Consider the following 18,339-nt stretch of genomic DNA (forward strand, 5'->3'; position numbering starts at 1 on the left):
AGCATGATCGCTTGGGGTGCTTGATATGAACAGGCGGAAGAGATGGTGTGATTGTTGTTGATAAGCGTTGAGTGATGTGCGCGATATGAGAAGAATTCCCAAGATGTTATTTTATAAATCAGCAACGCCGTTGTTGGCGCTGCCGCGTTCTGTCAAACGTCTTCTTGTCGTTGCGTTGGATTTGATTCTGGCGGTGATCTCCGTCTGGTTTGCATACTATTTGCGCGTTGATCAAACGGGTTTCCCGCAACTGCAACAGAAATACGTGTATGTATTAGCCCCCTTGCTTGCTTTCCCGATATTCGTACGTTTCGGCTTGTATCGGGCTATTTTCCGGTATACAGGAATGTCGGCTTTGGCAAATACGGCGAAAGCGGTCGGCCTATACGGGTTCCTATTCTTCGTCGCAATCCTGACGTTCAAGTGGGCTGGGGTGCCGCGCAGTATTGGGCTGATTCAACCTATATTGTTCCTGCTTTTTGTGAGCACCAGTCGCGCAATGGCGCGTTTTTGGCTCGCGGGTCAGTCAACAAAAGGGTATCCCGGCGTCGGTCGCTTACTGATCTACGGAGCGGGTGAGGCCGGGGTTCAGACTGCGTTGGCGCTTGCCGTGGTGCGTGAGTTCGTGCTGCTGGGTTTTATTGATGACGATAGTGCCAAGGTCGGCCGCACCATCAACGGGTTAGACATTCTCGGACCAGATCAGGTACCTGAGGCGGTGGAGCGCATGGGTATTACGGATATCTTGCTTGCCGTTCCATCACTGGGGAGGGCGCGGCGCAACGCCATCATTGCGAAGCTTCGCGAGCTCCCCGTTCATGTCCGCACCCTGCCAGGGATGGTGGATCTCGCCTCTGGGCGTGTGACAGTGCGTGATTTCCAGGAACTTGACATTGAGGATTTGCTGGGACGTGCGCCTGTTTCACCCGATGAAGCTCTATTGGCGCGCAATCTTTTCAATAAGACCGTGCTGGTTACGGGTGCTGGGGGCAGCATCGGTAGCGAGTTGTGCCGTCAGATCCTGCTTGAGGGACCGCAGAAGCTGGTGTTGGTAGAGCATAGTGAGTTCGCACTCTATACGATTCATCGCGAGTTAGAAGGTTTGCGAGCGGAACATCATTTTTCGCTGGAAATCGTTCCACTATTGGCTAGCGTGGCCAATCTTGACCGCCTGCGAGAAATCTGCCATGCCCATCGACCCGCCACGGTATATCACGCTGCAGCCTATAAACATGTGCCGCTGGTCGAGTGCAACCCTTCAGAAGGTGTCTTGAACAACGTTTTTGGTACGCTCAATATGGCTCGTGCTGCCATGGAGAGTGCAGTCGAATACTTTGTTCTCGTATCGACAGATAAAGCTGTTCGCCCGACAAACGTCATGGGGGCGTCGAAGCGAATGGCAGAGCTGGTATTGCAGGCACTTGCAGCAAGTAGTGCAGTCGATTTCAGTGTGTACTGCGGCGGTGCGCTGGGTGCAGTGGAGAACCGAACCGTGTTTGCGATGGTCCGCTTTGGCAATGTGTTGGGCAGCAGTGGCAGCGTGGTCCCGCTTTTCCGTCGACAGTTGCAGGAAGGCGGGCCGCTCACGGTTACGCATCCAGAGGTGACTCGCTATTTCATGACGATTCCGGAAGCGGCGCAGTTGGTACTGCAGGCCGGCGCTATGGCAAACGGTGGGGAGGTGTTTGTGCTTGACATGGGGCAGCCAGTAAAGATCATCGATCTGGCGCGCCGTATGGCGAAGCTCTCCGGCCTAACGATTCGTGAAGGTGATCATTTCGTCGGCGACATTGATATCAAGATTACCGGGCTCCGGCCGGGCGAGAAGCTATACGAGGAATTGCTGATTGGTGACAATCCGGAGGGAACTGCTCACGAGCGGATCATGAAGGCGCGCGAGCACCATATATCCTGGGCTGAACTCGCACCCCTCCTTGTTCGGATGCGGGTTGCCGCTGAGGTCAGTGATGAAAGAGCGATCAAGGAGATTTTGAAAGAGCTCGTCCATGGCTATGGGACTCAGCCTATTGTCACTACAGAAGACGAAACCACAGTGTGACGGTGTTCAGCCCATTAGAGAAGGGCTACTTCCAATTGGCGGATGCTCTTCGGAATGTGCCAATTGAGTGATGGATCAGCCGGTTAGTGCCGAAATTCTGATCAAAGCAACCAGCTCCCTTCTTGCTGAGTCTTGCGCTAGCGTAGTTGGTTGGTTCCAACGCGCCAGCAAGTAAACTTCGGCATTACGAGGGCGCATACGCGGTTGTGCGCGGTCCGCGGCACCGCATGGAGGTCGCGACCAATTCGCATATGGCTGAGCATTTGACCTGCTCCCCGCGATTAGTACGTTGACGATGTAGAGTCCGTTCCGAAGAGGAGCGGTCATGAAGAAGCGATTCACCGAAGAACAGATTATTGGCGTGCTGAAGGAAGCCGAGGTTGGTCTGAAGCCGGCAGAGCTGTGCCGCAAGCACGGCATCTCGGAAGCGACGTACTACAACTGGAAGGCGAAGTTCGGCGGGGTGACGGTTTCCGAAGCCCAGCGGCTGAAGGAGCTTGAGCAGGAGAACAACAAGCTCAAGCGCTTGCTGGCTGAATCGATGCTGGACAACGCGGCGCTGAAGGACCTGCTGTCTCGAAAGTAGCAAGCCCGCAGGCCAAGCGCGAAGCGGTCCGGACATTGATGACCGAACGCGCCATGGGTGTCACCCGGGCCTGCGGGCTGGTAGGGCTTTCGCGCTCGCTGTTCCACTACGAATCGTGCCGCCGAGTTGACGACGAAGCGCTGACTGGTCGGATGATGGCCATCGCCGGGCAGAAGCGCCGCTACGGCTATCGCCGGATTCACGTACTGCTGCAGCGGGAGGGCTGGCTCGCCAATCACAAGCGCATCTGGCGCCTGTACAGCAAGGCGGGGCTGAGTGTGCGCAAGCGACGACGCAAGCGCATTGCTTCGGTCGAGCGCAAGCCGCTGCCGATGCCAACGGGTCCAAACCAGAGTTGGTCGATGGACTTCGTGTCCGACGGGCTCGCCTATGGTCGGCGGTTCCGCTGCCTCAACGTGGTCGACGATTACACGCGCGAGTGCGTGGCCATTGAGGTTGATACCTCGTTGCCGGGCTTGCGGGTGAAGCAGGTGCTTGAACGGCTGAAGGAGATGCGAGGCTTGCCCGCGTCCATCACGGTGGACAACGGTCCGGAGTTCGCTGGTAAGGTGCTGGACGCATGGGCCTACGAGGCAGGCGTCACACTATCGTTCATTCGACCCGGCAAGCCAGTGGAGAACGCTTACATCGAGAGCTTCAACGGGCGGTTCCGCGATGAGTGCCTGAACGAGCACTGGTTCGTCTCAATACGCCACGCCAGGCAACTGATTGAGGAATGGCGCATCGAGTACAACACCGAGCGGCCTCACAGTTCGCTTGGCTATCTGACCCCGGCGCAGTTCGCACAGGGGCATGAGCAGAAAGAGTTTTTAACCCCGGACTCTACCTGCGCTTCGTACTAAAACTGGGGGTAGGTCACATTGACTCGATCGCGATGCTCTGCTGCAGGAGCATCGTATGCAAGGTGCGGTGATATCTCGCCCATCCAGGCGCGAGACCCGTGATTGTGGCAGCGCAGTAGCGTTAGGTTGTCTACCCTGCCGATCAAGTCATTGAACGTACCGACGCCGCGTTCTCGGGCGACTTGGCCCGCGTCGGTCGCCGGCGCTCTTGAGTTCCTCCAAACCTTGCCGGAGTGTGCGGGAAGGGCGACGGTGAGAGGATGGTCATACTGGCAATTTCAACTGCCCCATTTCGGGGCCGTCTCTAATTCTCATGCCACAAGGGATTGGTCGGGTCGGTGCTGCCACACATAACGGAAGTTATATATGTGCGCTCTGGTTCAATGTCGGACCAATGCGCTACCAATGACGATTGAGTGAAGCAACGCTAAGTTAGAGTATGGGAAAAACTCACCGTGCTTAGCGGGAATGCGTGTTCTCTACGCGTTGCGTTCGTTATTTCCGTCTCACTCGATCGCCTGCCCCTTTGCCGCCTATTGTCATAAATATATATTTAAAATATGACGTAAGCGTCAATTTTTGCAGCATAAGCGCATCGGTCTCTGCCAGTAATTTTGGCATTGACATATCAATGTTGTTGACTTGAGCCAATCCCGTAATTCCAGGTCTGGCATTGAACACGGCTCGGGAAGCACGTTCGCTTCTCAATTCTGTTTGATTGAATAAGCATGGTCGCGGGCCGACCAAGCTCATCTCTCCTTTCAATACATTCCAAAGTTGCGGCAGTTCATCAAGTTTGCTGCGTCGTAAAAATGTCCCCAGAGCGGTAATGGCAGAAGCGTCCGCCAAGTGTGAGGCAACTGATGCCGTGTTCGGCCGCATGGTGCGAAACTTAACCAGAATAAAGGGCTTTTGGTTGCGTCCAACTCGCTCCTGACGAAAGATCGGTGAGCCCGTATCGAATAATCCAGCCACATAAATCACCAATAATATTGGAGCTCCAACAAGCAAGCCAATCAAAGATAAAATGATGTCCACAAGACGTAACATTACGACCTCTGCTCTGACATTTTGCGAAACCCTTCATCCACTGATATCGGGGGTGTCCAACCTAATGTGTGCCGGGTGTGCTCGATGTCGACCTGGAGACTCCCCAATAGTTGTTCGGCCATGTGACGCTTCCCGAGCAGGTAAGCAGCTGCTCGCAGTATGCTTACCGGTATATGCACAAGCTTGGCTGGGTAGCCTATAGCGGCTCCAAGCCGTCTTAGCAGTTCTGCAGTTGACAGGTCCTCGCCATCACTAACCAAAAACGTTTGGTTCGCAGCGCCTGGGTGATCAACGCAGATGAGCAGCAAATCGACAAGATTATCCAGCATAACCAGACTGCGCCGATTTCTGGTCACGCAGCCCAACGGAAGAGGGATGTTTCTATTTAGTGCCCAAACCATGCGGTGTATATTTCCAGGTGCTCCTGGGCCATACACCAAAGGTGGTCGAATGATAGTTACTTCCATCCCCGTTTTTTTGGCTAGTCTCTTTAACTCAATCTCGGCCTCTGCCTTGGATTTCGCATAGGGAGAGTGTGGAGAAATTTGGTCATTAAATTTAAAAGAAGTACTCGACGTTGTGTTTCCATGTACTCCAATCGAGCTCACAAAAATAAAGCGCCGAACGCCAACCTCTGCTGCCTGTTGAGCCAGTCTAAGCGTACCGCCTACATTGATCTGACGAAACTCGAGCAGCGCTCCCGTTACATGCGCGCGCGCCGCACAGTGAATGACGACATTGACTCCTGAAAGTGCCGAGCGCCAGTCAGTATCGGATTCAAGCGTTGGAACCAAGGTTGCTCGGTCTCCGCTCGTAGGGAGATCACGAACCGTATCATGTGGCAGTAAGCCTGATGTGCTCGAGTCGGTAGCTTTAAAATCAACGGAATAGCCCAAATCACTGGCTGACTCCGCGGTTCGAAAAACAGGCCGCACAGAGATACCTCGTGCTCGAGCTGTTGCGAGGACTGCTTTTCCTACAAAGCCGCTTGCACCGGTGATCAAAACCAAATCTGATTTCATTGCCAGATCCAATGTCGCTTGCGAGCAGGTGCGGATTGAATGACTGTTGAAGTCTACTTCGCAAGCGTACGTGCTTAAGAGGTGTGTCGATGTATTTTTGATGGGATTATTATAAAAATACAAGGCGCTGCGATTTATTCTGTTTTAACTGGTTTTTCAAGTAGACGATCTGATATCGCGTAAATCTGAGATAGAATTTGGCAGAGGCATGCGGGAATGAGTTTAATATTTAATCCGGAGCGCAATACTTTCCAACGCCAGGAGAATACTTTGAACTTGTTTCCGGAGAGGGAGGTGTTCGATACGCGGTAAACGGCTAAGGGCTCAGTTCCAGCGGAATAGGATATTCCGGACAATTTAACCAGCTTGCACCACATCAAATAATCTTCGTGCCCGTAACTTTCTTGAAGAAGAACACCTAGGTGCTCAGAGTCGTACATGCCTGTCAAATTACCAATATGGTTCTTTCTGAGCATGTTCGAATAGGTTACCTTGGTCCGTGCAGGACGATAAAACGCCTTGCCATCCGGATGTAGTCGCAGGTAAGCACCGTGGACTACGGCAGCACCAGATTCATCGAGTTTTCTTAATCGGTTTGAAAGTGATTTTGGCAGCAAATAATCGTCACAGTCTAAAAATGCAATGTATCGTCCATTAACGTTTTTTAATCCAATATTGCGAGCATACCAAACGCCTTTGCCTGGACCTTTGTTTGTCAGTAGCTTGACGCGATTATCCTTTTTCGCATGTTCTTCTATTATTTCGCGCGAACCATCGGTTGATCCATCATCTATGATGAGGAGCTCGAAATTTTCAAAATCTTGTTCGAGAACTGACTCTATGGATTTTGATAATGTCAATGCCCCGTTTTTGCAGGGCATAATTAGAGAAACCATGCGTCGGTTATTTTCTGATTTCTGAGGCATGTCATTATTTATATTCGAGTGCATGGAGGATCTCACTTATTGCGATACTCAGGCGATCAAATCGGCTGGGCTGGCGGGCGCTTCAAGTTGGTTGGTCCATGCAACTGGCATTGAAATATAGTTCACTCAATTGTTGGCGTCTTGGCTTCATCCAGCCATCGTTTTATTTACCCGGTGGTCGCGTCCATATGTTGCATGCCTACGGTCCCAGTACCTCTACTGCTTCAAGTGAAGCTCCCAATCCTGCTGCCATGGAGTCTTGCCTCAGGACGACTGTTTGACCCTGTCATCGGCAGCATCGCTTCTCTATCGGTTCGGATAAAAGAGACGTCGTTGCCGCAGGAGGTTACCGGGGCAAGATGGATGCATGGTTCAACTGGCAGGTTGCATATTCGAATCTACCAAAGCGAAGCGCTCGCGAATGGCGCCCGAAAATCCCTTGCGTGATTTGTGCCCTACACGACGTATCGCTGTGGTTGGCATTTCGTGGCGATGCGTGCACTCTGTGCCTTAGACAGTTCCCATATGAATTGCCTTCCTATGCATTATGATGCAACAGAGTTTGTGTCAGTCTGTAGAGCGGCTTCAGGCGCCAATGCGCTCATGCTAGACCAAGCCGAGCTTCAATATCCGCGCAGATGACATGGCCGATCAGGATGTGGGCCTCCTGAATGCGAGCCGTGTCTGTGCTGGCGGACACGCACACGACATGAGTGCACAGTTGAGCCAACTTGCCGCCGTTGCCTCCCAAGAGTCCAATCGTCGTGATTCCTAGTGCGTTGGCTTGTTCGACGGCGCGAACTACGTTGGCCGAGTTGCCGCTTGTCGACAGCGCCAGCAATACATCACCGGCTTTGCCAATGCCTTCCACCTGGCGTGCGAAGACCTCTTCGTACCCAAAGTCGTTGGCGATACAGGTCATGACCGCCGAGTCGGCACCTAGAGCATGGGCCGGGAGCGGGCGTCGGTTGCCTTTGAGCCGCCCCACGAGTTCGCCGGCAAGGTGTTGGCAGTCGGAAGCAGATCCGCCGTTGCCGCACAAGAGAATGCGGTATCCAGCAGCGAGTGCATCGGCACACAGATGGCTGGCCTGTTCGACGGTGGGCGTGAGTGCGGCAAGCGATTGGATGACAGCAAGGTGGGCGTCGATGGCCTTCGGAAGGGCGGTACTCATGGAAGCAGGGGTTGAGTTGGATGAGCATGCGCCAGAGCGCGTAGACAGTTTTCCAAGACTTGGTCGACGGGAATGTCGAGCATGCAGCGATTGTGCCCTTGCGGGCAATAGGTGAAGTTATAGCAGGGCGCGCAAGGCACGGCGTGTCGGATTGCTAGCGCTTTGCTGTGCCAGGGTTCGATGGAGTCAGGATACTCAATACCTGGCACGATCGATACCGTTGGGCATCCCATGGCATCGCTCAGATGAGCGGAACCACCGTCGTTACCCACTAGCAACTGGCAGCGGGCGAGCAGTGCCGCCGACTGCGCAATCGATGTTTCGCCCATCAGATTGTGCACGCGTAGCGGATCAATCGCTTGCAAGGACGTGCCGTATTCAGCATCAACTCGCGTGCCGATGATAAGAAGATGTGCATTCGGTCTAGCTGCCAGCAACGCTTTGCACAGCGCTATATATTTTTCCATTGGCCAGCGCTTGTGGGGCTGGACCGATCCTGGCGAGATCACAAGGCGCTCGGCGCCTTCAGGTAAGTGCGTAGCCAGCCACGACTGTGCCCAGGTTTCAGCATCTACGCCGGGGCGTAGATCGAACTGCAGTGTTTCATTACGATACGATCGCGGCTGCGGCAGTTCGGCAAGGAATTGCAACGGCCCATGCACATGGTGGCGTAGTAAGCCAGCTTGCTTGAGCTTGGCTCGATCCCCGTTGAGCGAGCCCTTGCCCCGCCAGCCATACTGCGGCACAGGTCCGAGCAGGGCAAACAGCATGAGCATCTTTTTGATGCGACCAAGCCACGGTGCACATGGATCGAGCATCAAAATGGCGCGCTCGAAACGATAGTTGCGCAGCGAGTACCGCACAGCGGCAATGCTGTGCAGATCAACGTCGCTAAGCACTCGGACATCATCGACCAGGTGTGGTTGCACGAGCGCTACCCACGGAATCGCTGCTGAGTTGCCGGCATACTTCGCAACCTTGCCGCGTTGCTCGCGGTTGGCTGACTGGATGGTGAGCAGCACGATCTTCGCATTCGGGAACGCCGTCCGTACCTGCCGTAAAGCTGGGGTAGCGAGAATGAAGTCACCCAGCGCTGCTGAGCGGAATACGAGAATTGCGGGGTCTTTCATTTGGAGACGAGTCACAAGGCTTGCGGCAAGCTGCGCCGGGCTCAGGCGCCAGCGCTGGGGGAGCGGCCGAAGCGAAGACGCACCCGAGCACCGACTAGACTGAGGTACAGCAGGGCGTTAGGAAGTACAAATGTGTATAGGTACTTAACAAAGTAGGACGACTGGCCTCGCACGAGGTTGACGAGCATGCACCCGAACAGGCCGAGCAGCAACAGGTTGAATTCTCGTGAGTTACTGGAAGCTAGCCGACGCCAGAGTGCCAACGCTGCGGTTAGGACCAGCCCGTTGTAGATGAACCCCCAGTAGCCCATGAACAGGAAACCCTCAGTGAGAATATAAAACGCGTAGCCTACGCTGCGCGTTGCCAAGCCCGGGCGAAACAGATTGGTTATGGTCTCCTGTAGATAGGGATAACCAAACATGACGGCCGCATTGGCAGAGTTCGATGCAATGACTTCGTACGGATCTATTTCATCATAGGCCGCAGCCGCAAACAGCATATGCGCGGGTGGGTAGTAGTCCTTGACCAGCAGTCGTTGGGAAAGCGGTATTTCGCTCTGTACTTCTACGTCGTTATATCGCGTGGACTCAATGACCAGCATCAGCGCTGCCACTGAAGCTGCGGCAATCGTTGCTCGCAGCAGGAAGCGTGGCGAAAACTTGGTCTGACTCAACGTCATGAGCACAATGCCAAGAAAGCACGCGAGTATGTCAGTGCGATTGCCCAGCATGAACGTCACTACCAGGAAAATCGTGCCGCGCAGCGCGAAAAATACCCAGGGGTTGACCCACGAGAGGATGCGAGTCTTCTCGCGGGCCATCTGATATAAAACAATCAGCGTGCCGACTTCAAGCTTGACCAGAAAGATCAGCAGCGCCAATGCCGGTGCACTGGATACGAGATCATCTTGTTGCGCGGCATACCAACTTAGCTCATTGGCGTTGAAAGCGAGGTAGCCGAGGAGGTAGCCAGAGCTTGCGAGCAACCACAGTAGACCAGCGGTCTTCCACAGCATGCGTTGAGCCGCTTGGCTGACCTCCAGCCTGATTGGCATCAGCGCATACGTTATCGGGCGTACCACAATGAAGCTAAGCACGAACATGGCAAGCGAGGCCATGATGAATAGCGTGCAGGGTAGCCAGATCTCTTCACCGAAGTAGGCGAGAATCGAGTCTGATGCTTCAGGATAGAAGCGGTAACCGATCTGCGCGAAGATGGCGTAAATGAACAGGAATACAAAATAGAGGCCGAACAGCTTGTCACGTGGGTAGATATAGAGCAACCCAACAACGAAAAGCGTGGTCTCAGCAACCAGCAGGAGCTCGTCCATGAGCATCGCCTCCTGCTTTTTTGAATAGCACCGTGATGATGCAGACGCAGATTGTCACCCACGTCATCGAGTATGCCGACGCCAAGCCGGGAGCACCCCGGCTGACCATTAAGGCTGAAGTTGCGAAGTATAGAAACCCCCAGGCACCACCAAGCACGGCCGCGGCCCTTTCGGCACCTGGTATGCAGAACATGGCCCGTAGAGAAATCACGGACACCAGCATGCAAACCATGCCTGGTGTCATATGGGCGAGTGTAGCGGCGATGTTGCCGACATTGGTTTCGCTGAAGTTGCCCCGAGCAAACAGTAGGCGAACCAGCAACTCGGGCGCCAGCGCCAGCGGCAGTGCGAAGATGGCCGCTCCAACGCCTACGGTGACCAGTGTCTTGCGCAGGAAATGGCGCAGCGTGCCTGGAGCCGCTTGCCGTACCAGCTCCGTGATGCGGGGCACCAGGATTGCGGATGGACCCGCAACGGCAAGATTGCCAATCGCGATGACCAGTCGTTGGGCGTAGCCCAACGATGCAAGTGTCCCTTCGCCGGCGCGTGGTGCCCAGAAAGCATCCACCACGGCATAGATCGAGAAGCACGACAATGCGACCACGGCATAGGGGGCTGCTGCGAAGAGCGCTCGCGTTTCCGCCCACGGCCAGCGACGTGGTTTGTCGCTGACGAAGCGACCGCGCAGAAACCATGCGGCGGCGGCAGTTGATGCGATCGTGCCCGCCAGCATGCCAGCCGCAACGCTGCTGACGCCAATCTGCTCGGCAAACAGCACGGTGCTCACAATCATGCCGACGTAAGGCAGCAACCCAAGTCCTGCTGATGTGACATGGTGGCGCTTCGCATGTAGGGCTGAGAGAAGGTAGGCTTGGCCAATCTGTGCCGCGCAGATGAACCACCCAATGGAGACAAGCCTCGCCCGCTGGGCGTGGGCGCGGATCGGTGAATCGGCCGGCAGGCTCGCCGTCTGCAGTTCGCCGAGGCCGAAGCCAATCAAGATGACTACCACTGCGAAGACGGAGATGGCGATTGTACTGGTCGTGAAATAGTCACGTTGGCCAGCCGGATCGCTCTCCCGAGCCACCAGTTGAGGGATGGCTACGTAGCTCAGGAACGCGCTAACCATGCCCGCAAAAAATGTCGGCCATGACAATGCAAACAGATAGACGTCAACGTCAGTGCCGGCCCCGAAGTGGTGAGCCAGAATCAACTGGACAACAAAGCCCATCGCGCTGCCGAGCAGCGTGATGGCAGTAACAACAATCGACGAGCGCAGCATGGCTCAGATGAGTTGCTTGAGCATATACCCAGGCCGCTCCAGAAGTTTGCGTGCCAGTTCTAACTTGTGCAGCAGATAGGGCTTCGGCTCGTAAAAACCGCGCTTCGCATAGTCGACTTCGATGCCGTTCGCTTCGAATACCGGCTTGATGCCCCGTAGCCACTTGCCTTTGATGATGCCGGTATGCAGGTAGTCGAGGGCGGGGCCGCTATTTGCCTGATCGGTTTTTAAGCACAGGAACGTTTCATCGCGTCGATGTGCGCGCCAGGTTCCGTATATCTCGAACATCCAACCGCTTTCTTCCGAACGTAAGTATGAGCGCAGCGTTTCCACGCGCCAGATCCCGGCCTGAGTCGAAATCCGATACCGTGCGTTTTGGCGAATCTTTTGCAGCCAGGGTACTGGCGCATACGGTTCATAAGGGCCCAAGCTGCCGTGCCGAGTTAGGCCTATATGTTTGACTTCAGGGTGCTCCAGCATGTAAGCGATGGCTTTGCGAATGCGCTCATCGTCAGCAGGTTTGTCCAAGAAATAGTCTTCTTGGAAATACATCACCAGCGGTGTTTGCACTTGATCAAGCGCGCGCAGCAGGCATTCGCTCCAAGTGAGCCGCTCTTCGTTTTCGCCCTGCACCTTCGTGCAATGTACCGGCAGATCTGCAAACTGTGCAGACTTGCGTTCGGTGTTTAGCAGAATGGGGGCATCACATGCGGGCCAATACCGCTTGAATAGCGTGAAGAATGGCCCCCAGCAGTCATCGAAACCATCAGACGTGTTGACCAGGATCGTATACGGTTGCTTCACCGTCAGTTCTCCTGGCTCACGGCAACCGTGAACCCGTGCGAACGCAGCACGGCATGCTGCCGGGCTTTCGAGAGGTCGGCGGCCACCATCTCGCGGCACATTTCCTGAACCGTGATTTCCGGTACCCAGCCCAGCTTCTCCTTGGCCTTGGTCGGGTCGCCCAGCAGGGTCTCAACCTCGGTGGGGCGGAAGTAGCGCGGGTCGATACGCACAATCACGTCTCCGATCTTTATGCCGGGTGCGGAGTCGCCGGTGACGGCGGTTACCACTGCAGTTTCGTCGACGCCCTCGCCGCAGAATTCCAAGGTCACGCCCAGTTCATTTGCCGACCACGTGATGAAGTCACGTACGCTGTACTGTACGCCGGTGGCGATCACGAAATCTTCGGGCTGCTCCTGCTGCAACATCATCCACTGCATGCGGACGTAGTCCTTTGCGTGGCCCCAGTCACGCAATGCGCTGAGGTTGCCCATGTACAGGCAGTCCTCCAGGCCTTGCGCGATATTTGCGAGGCCTCGCGTAATCTTGCGCGTGACGAAGGTCTCGCCCCGACGCGGGCTTTCGTGGTTGAACAGGATGCCGTTGCAGGCGTAGATGCCGTAGGCCTCGCGGTAGTTGACCGTAATCCAGTAGGCGTACATCTTTGCGACGGCGTAAGGGCTGCGCGGATAGAACGGCGTTGTTTCACGCTGGGGAGTTTCTTGCACCAGGCCATAGAGTTCACTGGTGCTGGCCTGGTAGAAGCGAGTTTTCTTCTCTAGCTTGAGAATGCGGATAGCTTCGAGAACGCGCAGTGTGCCGACGGCATCGACATCTGCGGTGTACTCCGGGCTTTCGAAACTCACGGCAACGTGGCTCTGTGCCCCCAAGTTGTAGATCTCATCAGGCTGGGTTTCCTGAATGATCCGGATCAGGTTGCTGGTGTCCGATAGATCGCCATAGTGCAGGACAAAATTACGATGATCGATGTGCGGATCTTGGTATAGATGATCGATGCGATCAGTATTGAAAAGCGAGGCGCGGCGTTTGATGCCGTGCACGACGTAGCCTTTCTCGAGCAGGAACTCGGCAAGGTACGAACCGTCCTGGCCCGTGATGCCCGTAATGAGCGCGACTTTGCGTTGGGTTGCTTGCATGATTGAGGGATAGATCGTTATCTGTTCTGAGTTCGTTGCGGGTTGCCGGATTCAGTTGCTGGCTGTTGACGTATTCCGCACGAAATCCGCATATGCGTGACGCAGCCCGTCTTCAAGCGGGACCTGAGCGCGCCAGCCGAGTGACGCTAGGCGGGTGCTGTCCATCAGCTTGCGAGGCGTGCCGTCTGGTTTGCTCGTATCGAAAACGATGGCGCCCTGGTAACCCACCACGCGGCGGACCAATTCTGCGAGCGCTGCTATCGTCAGATCTTCACCATAGCCGACGTTCAGGTGGCTTTGCATCGGCGACGTGTGAGTGTCGTATATCGACTTGTCCAGGTTCATTACGTGTACTGAGGCTGCTGCCATATCGTCCACATAAAGAAATTCGCGCCGTGGTGTTCCTGTGCCCCAGATCGCAACCGATGGTGCACCCTCCAGCTTGGCCATATGGAAGCGCCGCAACATGGCAGGTATGACGTGGCTGTTCTCTGGGTGATAGTTGTCTCCCGGGCCATAGAGATTCGTCGGCATCACGCTGCGGTAGTCAATGCCGTGGGACGCGCCGTATTGGCGGTTATAGCTCTCGCAAAGCTTGATGCCCGCGATCTTGGCGATGGCGTAAGGCTCGTTGGTCGGTTCAAGCGTTCCCGTGAGAAGTGCGGATTCCATCATCGGCTGCGGAGCGAGCTTGGGGTAGATGCAGCTGGAACCCAGTAGCAGGAGTTGCTTAACTCCGGCGGTGAAGGCTTCGTGAATGACGTTCGCCTCCATCATCAGATTCGCGTAGATGAATTCGGCAGGGTAGGTGTTATTGGCGTGAATACCGCCTACCTTCGCTGCTGCGAGATAAACCTGGTTCGGGCGCTCAGTTTGCATAAACGCCCGCACCGCTGCTTGGTCGGTGAGATCCAGTTCGGCGTGCGTACGCGTGACGATATTGTCCTGACCTTGTGCGCGCAGGGTGCGCATGATGGCGGAGCCGACCATGCCGCGATGGCCAGCTACGAAAATCTTCGGTTGTTCCGTCATTCAGTTCTTCTCCGTGATGCGGCCATAAGAGTCCTCAAGGCGGACGATATCGTCCTCACCCAAATAGGAGCCTGACTGCACCTCGATCATCTCGAGCGCGGTTTTGCCCGGGTTGTGCAAGCGATGAATCTCGCCGATGGGGATGTACGTCGACTGGTTCTCCGTTAGCAGGAAGGTTTCCTGGCCGCGGGTCACTTCTGCAGTGCCCTTGACAACAATCCAGTGCTCGGCCCGATGATGGTGCTTCTGCAGGCTGAGGCTGGCTCCCGGTTTGACGCAGATCCGTTTGACTTGGAAGCGGTCGCCTGCATCGATCGAGTCATACCAACCCCACGGGCGTGCGACCTTGCGATGGAAGGCAACGTGCGACCGGCCCTTGCGATCGAGTTCCGCCACCACATGCTTCACCTGTTCGACATGCTCGCGCGTGGTGACGAGAACTGCATCGGGGGTGTCGATGATAATTAGGTTCTGGGTACCGAGGGCCACGACCGGTCGGCACGGGGCGTGAATGTAGGTGTTGCTTGCATGCACGAAATGGCCGTCGCCCTCGACGCGATTGCCATGAGTGTCGGCAGTGGTGAGATCAGCGACGGCATTCCAGCTGCCGACATCGCTCCAAATACCGTTGAACGGCACGACGCGTATGTTTGAGTGGTGCTCCATGACGGCGTAGTCGATGCTCTCGGAGCGGCAGGCGGAAAAGGTGTCCTTATCTGGGCGCACGAAGAGCTTGTCCACCGCCGCAACCTGCATCGATCGGCGACATTGTTCGAGAATGTCTGGAGCGTGCTGCTGCATGGCGTTGAGCAGGGCGTTGGCCCGACACAGGAAAATGCCGGCATTCCACAGCACGTTGCCCTGAGCGATGAGTTGATGGGCGCGCGTTACGTCGGGTTTCTCGATAAAGCGGGAGACAGGGCGAGCAGTATGCTTTTCCCCTGGGGGGGGCATCTCGATATAGCCGTACGCGGTGCTTGGGGCGGTCGGTACCACGCCGAATGTGATGATGACACTGTCGTCGAGTTCAACGATGGCATCGCGTACCATGGTGGTGAAAGCTGCTGTATCAGGGATGTAGTGATCAGCAGGGCAGAACAAGAGCGCGGTGTCCGGTTTCGCGTGCAGTGCGGCAAGCGTCATCGCTGCGGCAGTATTGCGCGCTACGGGCTCGAGAAGCACCGTACCCTCCACACCGCTTTGGTCAAGCGCTTCTGCAACCAAAAAGCGATGCGTTTCCGATGCCACGCAAATGACGCTGCGCTGGTCCGAGATGTTGAGCTTTGCGACACGTTCAAGGGTCAGTTGAAGCAGGCTCTTGTCACCGATAATCGGCGCGAACTGCTTTGGAAAGTGCTGACGTGATAGCGGCCATAGCCGCGTGCCAGCACCGCCGCAGAGCACGACGGGGGTGATGTCTTGTGTGTCCAGATTGTTTGCGTCGAACGTCACGATGCGAACTTCAGAAGGCAGGGAGGGAAATGGCGCGGGCGCTGAGCATCCGAGAGATGCCTTCTTGTGACAACCCTTCGGATGCTGCTCCATGAACGAGGTGGACACCATGAGCTGACCAGATGGTGTCAGGAGCCGCCCAAACCCGCACTATAATATAGGATTGTGCCTAATGGCCGGCTCCTGCATTTGGGCTCCCGTGCAAATGTAGGGCGGCAAGCTGATGCATGCCAGCCGAGAAAGCCCGTAGCGTGCGGCTTTCCTGTTCGCCATCGAATGTTGGCCCTGATGGTTCGGACACAAATCACCCAGGTTTCGTTGTTCAGCACAAGCGGTGACTTGACAAGAGCATTGTTGCCTCTTTTCGCCCGCTTGCGGCATGAGTACGCGCCTTGGATCCGGCGGGTGCGTCTAAGTGACGCTGTTTTTGGAACTGCAACCCAATGTGCCCACGTAGTAGTGGGTGGGTCCTGAGACTTTCACGGGGTTGTCCGAAGGAGAAGCTGGATGAGTTTGATCAACCGGGCGCATCAACCGATGCACGTACCAATTGAGTTGAGCCGCGAGGCACTCGGAATGTCGCGGGTGCTTGTCGTGGGTGATGTGATGCTTGATCGCTATTGGTTTGGGGATGTCAATCGTATTTCGCCGGAGGCGCCGGTGCCGGTGGTGCACGTCAAGCGAAACGAGGAGCGCCTGGGCGGTGCAGCCAATGTGGCGTTGAATGCCACCTCTCTTGGGGCGCAGACTGGGCTGCTATGCGTGCTCGGCCAGGACGAGCCGGGCAATCGTGTTGCTGAACTGCTCGAATCGAACGGTGTAACGGCATTCGTCACACGAGATGGCGCATTGTCGACAACGATCAAGTTGCGCATCCTGTCCAGGCAACAGCAACTGCTGCGCGTCGATTTTGAGAATCTACCGGCGCATGAAGTTCTGCTGACCGTGTTGGACCAATACAAACAGTTGATCGCGCAATACGATGTGGTGTTGTTGTCGGACTATGCGAAGGGAGGGCTGACCCATGTGCAACCCATGATTGGTGCTGCACGCAAGGCTGGCAAGCGTGTGCTGGTCGATCCCAAGGGCAGCGATTACACCCGCTATCGCGGCGCCAGTATTCTCACGCCCAATCGAGCCGAGTTACAGCAGGTTGTGGGCCAATGGCACTCCGAGAGTGATCTGGCCAAGCGGGCCGAGAAGCTTCGGGCGGATCTTCAGCTTGAAGCCCTTTTGCTCACGCGTTCGGAGGAGGGGATGAGTCTGTTCACGGATGCCGGCGCGCTACATGTGCCTGCGCAGGCGCGTGAAGTGTTTGATGTGTCAGGTGCAGGTGACACCGTCATTGCGACGCTGGCCGCTTCCCTGGGGGCGGGACTGTCGTTGCCTGACGCCGTCGTGCTAGCTAATAGGGCTGGCAGCATAGTGGTGGGGAAGCTGGGTACGGCAACCGTAAGCCATAGCGAACTTTTCCTGAACTGACATGGTCATCATCGTTAACGATGCGGAGGGCTTCGTCGGTGCCAATATCGTCAAGGCATTGAGCGAGCGCGGTGAGGCAAACATAGTGGCTGTTGACAACTTGCTTCGTGCGGACAAGGTTCGCAATGCGGTAAATTGCGAGACCAGTGACTATCTCGACAAGACGGATTTCATTGGGCGTCTGCGGCACCGTGGGTTTAGCCGAGAGCGGGCTATTTTCACGAGAGGGCTTGCTCGGACACGATGGAGACGGATGGTCGCTACGTGATGGTTCGGTACACGCGAGCATTGCTCGAAGCCTGTTAAGCGCAGGAGGTGGCTTTTCTATACGCTTCGTAAGCCGCTACATATGGTGCTTCCGGGACGTTCGTCGAGGCACGGAAGTATGAGAGGCCGCTTAACGCATATGGCTACTCAAAACTCCTGTTCGATCAAGTGGTGCGCCGCGCGATGCATGAAGTCGGCGACAAGCTGCGGAACCAAGTGGCAGGCTTTCGCTATTTTTCAACGTATATGGGCCTCGTGAGGGGCGCGGGGGGGGGCATATGGCATCGGTGGCGTTCCACAACTTCAACGAATTCGCACTCATGGTCGCGTCAAACTATCTGGCGAGTGCAACGGGGTACGCCAGGGGTGCGCAAAGTAGTGACTTTGTGTCGGTTGAGGATTTGGTGCGGGTCAACTCGCACTACTTCGATAATCCGGAGTGCAGCGGCATCTTTAACCTGGGTACCGGCATGCGCAGTCGTTCAATGACATGGCCGCGGCGGTGTCAATACCCTTGCGAGAAGAGGCGGGTGACGTGCCTCTGTGCCTTGAGGAGATGGTTAGTGAGGGCTTGGTCGAATACGCTCCATTCCCTGAGGCGCTAAGGGGTAGGTGTCAATCTTTTACGCGAATAAACATTGATTTTTTGCGTAATACCGGGCACTATAAGCGCTTTTTTTTCGGTGAGCGGGGGCGGTATGCGCGCTGGCTGCTGGCGCAAACGTGAGCGTGTGACGTCATCA

At 55.7% G+C, this 18,339-nt stretch carries 14 protein-coding genes and 1 pseudogene; 4 read left to right on the plus strand and 11 right to left on the minus strand.

Going from position 1 to position 18,339, the window contains the following annotated elements; all coding sequences use genetic code 11:
- The first annotated feature begins 103 nt into the window (after positions 1-103).
- Both NKG59_RS09655 and NKG59_RS09660 read left to right on the plus strand, forming a co-directional pair.
- A complete protein-coding gene (locus tag NKG59_RS09655; RefSeq protein ID WP_253536547.1) occupies positions 104-2,059 on the plus strand; it encodes a polysaccharide biosynthesis protein in 1,956 nt (651 codons plus the stop codon).
- Positions 2,060-2,384: 325 nt separating this feature from the next.
- Positions 2,385-3,508 (plus strand): IS3 family transposase gene (locus NKG59_RS09660; protein WP_420804025.1). Its coding sequence is split into 2 segments (ribosomal slippage): positions 2,385-2,643 and positions 2,643-3,508, totalling 1,125 coding nucleotides; the frame shifts between segments, so codons are not numbered across the junction.
- A 495-nt stretch (positions 3,509-4,003) separates the two neighbouring features.
- Here the strand turns inward: NKG59_RS09660 and NKG59_RS09665 are convergent.
- The 11 genes from NKG59_RS09665 to NKG59_RS09715 all read right to left on the minus strand — a co-directional run bounded on the left by NKG59_RS09665 (position 4,004) and on the right by NKG59_RS09715 (position 15,958).
- Entirely contained in the window at positions 4,004-4,558 is a 555-nt protein-coding gene (locus NKG59_RS09665) for a sugar transferase (RefSeq protein WP_253536549.1), read from the minus strand.
- Positions 4,558-5,580 (minus strand): NAD-dependent epimerase/dehydratase family protein, encoded by a 1,023-nt coding sequence (locus NKG59_RS09670; RefSeq protein WP_253536550.1) that lies wholly within the window; start codon positions 5,578-5,580, stop codon positions 4,558-4,560. The genes NKG59_RS09665 and NKG59_RS09670 overlap by 1 nt, the downstream gene beginning before the upstream one ends.
- A gap of 134 nt (positions 5,581-5,714) precedes the next feature.
- The gene (locus NKG59_RS09675) at positions 5,715-6,506 is read right to left on the minus strand and encodes a glycosyltransferase family 2 protein (protein WP_253536551.1); all 792 of its coding nucleotides are present in this window, start codon (positions 6,504-6,506) and stop codon (positions 5,715-5,717) included.
- A 601-nt stretch (positions 6,507-7,107) separates the two neighbouring features.
- Positions 7,108-7,680 (minus strand): D-sedoheptulose-7-phosphate isomerase, encoded by a 573-nt coding sequence (locus tag NKG59_RS09680; protein WP_253536552.1) that lies wholly within the window; start codon positions 7,678-7,680, stop codon positions 7,108-7,110.
- Complete coding sequence (locus tag NKG59_RS09685) at positions 7,677-8,810, minus strand: glycosyltransferase family 9 protein (RefSeq protein ID WP_253536553.1); 1,134 nt, start codon at positions 8,808-8,810, stop codon at positions 7,677-7,679. Before NKG59_RS09685 ends, NKG59_RS09680 begins: the two co-directional genes overlap by 4 nt.
- Positions 8,811-8,851: 41 nt before the next feature.
- Positions 8,852-10,141, minus strand: a complete 1,290-nt coding sequence (locus NKG59_RS09690) for a hypothetical protein (RefSeq protein ID WP_253536554.1) — start codon at positions 10,139-10,141, stop codon at positions 8,852-8,854.
- Positions 10,116-11,423 (minus strand): lipid II flippase MurJ, encoded by a 1,308-nt coding sequence (locus NKG59_RS09695; RefSeq protein WP_253536555.1) that lies wholly within the window; start codon positions 11,421-11,423, stop codon positions 10,116-10,118. Before NKG59_RS09695 ends, NKG59_RS09690 begins: the two co-directional genes overlap by 26 nt.
- 3 nt (positions 11,424-11,426) lie before the next feature.
- Positions 11,427-12,227, minus strand: coding sequence for a hypothetical protein (locus NKG59_RS09700; RefSeq protein ID WP_253536556.1), 801 nt, complete (start codon positions 12,225-12,227; stop codon positions 11,427-11,429).
- 2 nt (positions 12,228-12,229) lie between these two features.
- Positions 12,230-13,363, minus strand: coding sequence for a GDP-mannose 4,6-dehydratase (gene gmd, locus NKG59_RS09705; RefSeq protein ID WP_253536557.1), 1,134 nt, complete (start codon positions 13,361-13,363; stop codon positions 12,230-12,232).
- A 51-nt stretch (positions 13,364-13,414) separates the two neighbouring features.
- Positions 13,415-14,395, minus strand: coding sequence for a GDP-L-fucose synthase (fcl, locus tag NKG59_RS09710; protein ID WP_253536558.1), 981 nt, complete (start codon positions 14,393-14,395; stop codon positions 13,415-13,417).
- On the minus strand, positions 14,396-15,958 hold the full coding sequence (locus NKG59_RS09715; protein ID WP_253536559.1) for a mannose-1-phosphate guanylyltransferase/mannose-6-phosphate isomerase: 1,563 nt from the start codon (positions 15,956-15,958) through the stop codon (positions 14,396-14,398). It abuts the gene before it with no gap.
- 426 nt (positions 15,959-16,384) lie between these two features.
- On the opposite strand from NKG59_RS09715, the gene rfaE1 reads away from it, so the two are divergent.
- Together rfaE1 and rfaD are read left to right on the plus strand one after the other, a co-directional pair.
- Positions 16,385-17,329, plus strand: a complete 945-nt coding sequence (gene rfaE1 / locus NKG59_RS09720) for a D-glycero-beta-D-manno-heptose-7-phosphate kinase (RefSeq protein WP_253537473.1) — start codon at positions 16,385-16,387, stop codon at positions 17,327-17,329.
- 1 nt (position 17,330) lies between these two features.
- Positions 17,331-18,323 (plus strand): annotated as a pseudogene (gene rfaD / locus NKG59_RS09725) (ADP-glyceromanno-heptose 6-epimerase).
- The last annotated feature ends 16 nt before the right edge of the window (positions 18,324-18,339 follow it).

The sequence above is a fragment of the Ralstonia chuxiongensis genome (assembly GCF_024158925.1).
Classification (GTDB): Bacteria; Pseudomonadota; Gammaproteobacteria; order Burkholderiales; family Burkholderiaceae; genus Ralstonia; species Ralstonia chuxiongensis.